This is a genomic window from Oleiphilus sp. HI0043, from assembly GCF_001634935.1.
This window is the reverse complement of record NZ_LWEY01001968.1, coordinates 1-628: the sequence shown is the minus strand read 5'-3', so window position 1 is coordinate 628 and position 628 is coordinate 1. Positions and strand designations below refer to the sequence as shown.

The window sequence follows — 628 nt, the reverse complement described above, 5'->3', positions numbered from 1 at the left end:
TAACTTCACTTCACCAGCAATGAATAAAGGTGAATTTACGAAACTATCCAAAGTATGATTAACAACGCCTTCCGTTGAGTTCTCAACTGGTACAACGCCATAGTTTGCCTGGCCAGACTCCACCTCTCGAAACACTTCATCAATTGCACTCATAGGCTGAGCATGAACAAAGTGTCCAAAATGTTTTAGGGCCGCTGCATGCGTATAAGTACCTTCCGGCCCTAAAAAAGCTACCTTCATTGGTTTTTCAAGGGCTAGACAACAGGACATTATCTCTCTGAAGAGCTTAGCAACATCTTCATCTGGCATAGGCCCCGTATTGCGTTCCATTACGGCCCGCAGGACCTGAGCCTCTCGCTCAGGGCGATAATACTGCACAAGCTCATTACCGGCAGCAGCCTGCTTCACCTCAGCAACACGCTGAGCACAAGCTGCGCGCTGGTTGATCAAAGACTGAATATTTTGATCAATCTCATCAATCTGAGCCCGTAGCTTTGCGAGCTCTGTTGCTTCATCTACCATTATATTTCCAGTTAGGCCTCAGGTGATTGATCTGAAGATTCATCTGATTCACTCGAAGCGCCTGCCTCAACAGTATCAGTTCCCTCTTCTATTTCTTGTTCATCAA

The 628-nt window shown here is 46.2% G+C and carries 1 protein-coding gene; it reads right to left on the bottom strand.

Going from position 1 to position 628, the window contains the following annotated elements:
- On the bottom strand, positions 1 to 522 hold a 522-nt coding region (gene pheA / locus A3729_RS30335; protein ID WP_068634591.1), incomplete at its 3' end, for a chorismate mutase.
- Positions 523 to 628: the final 106 nt, after the last annotated feature.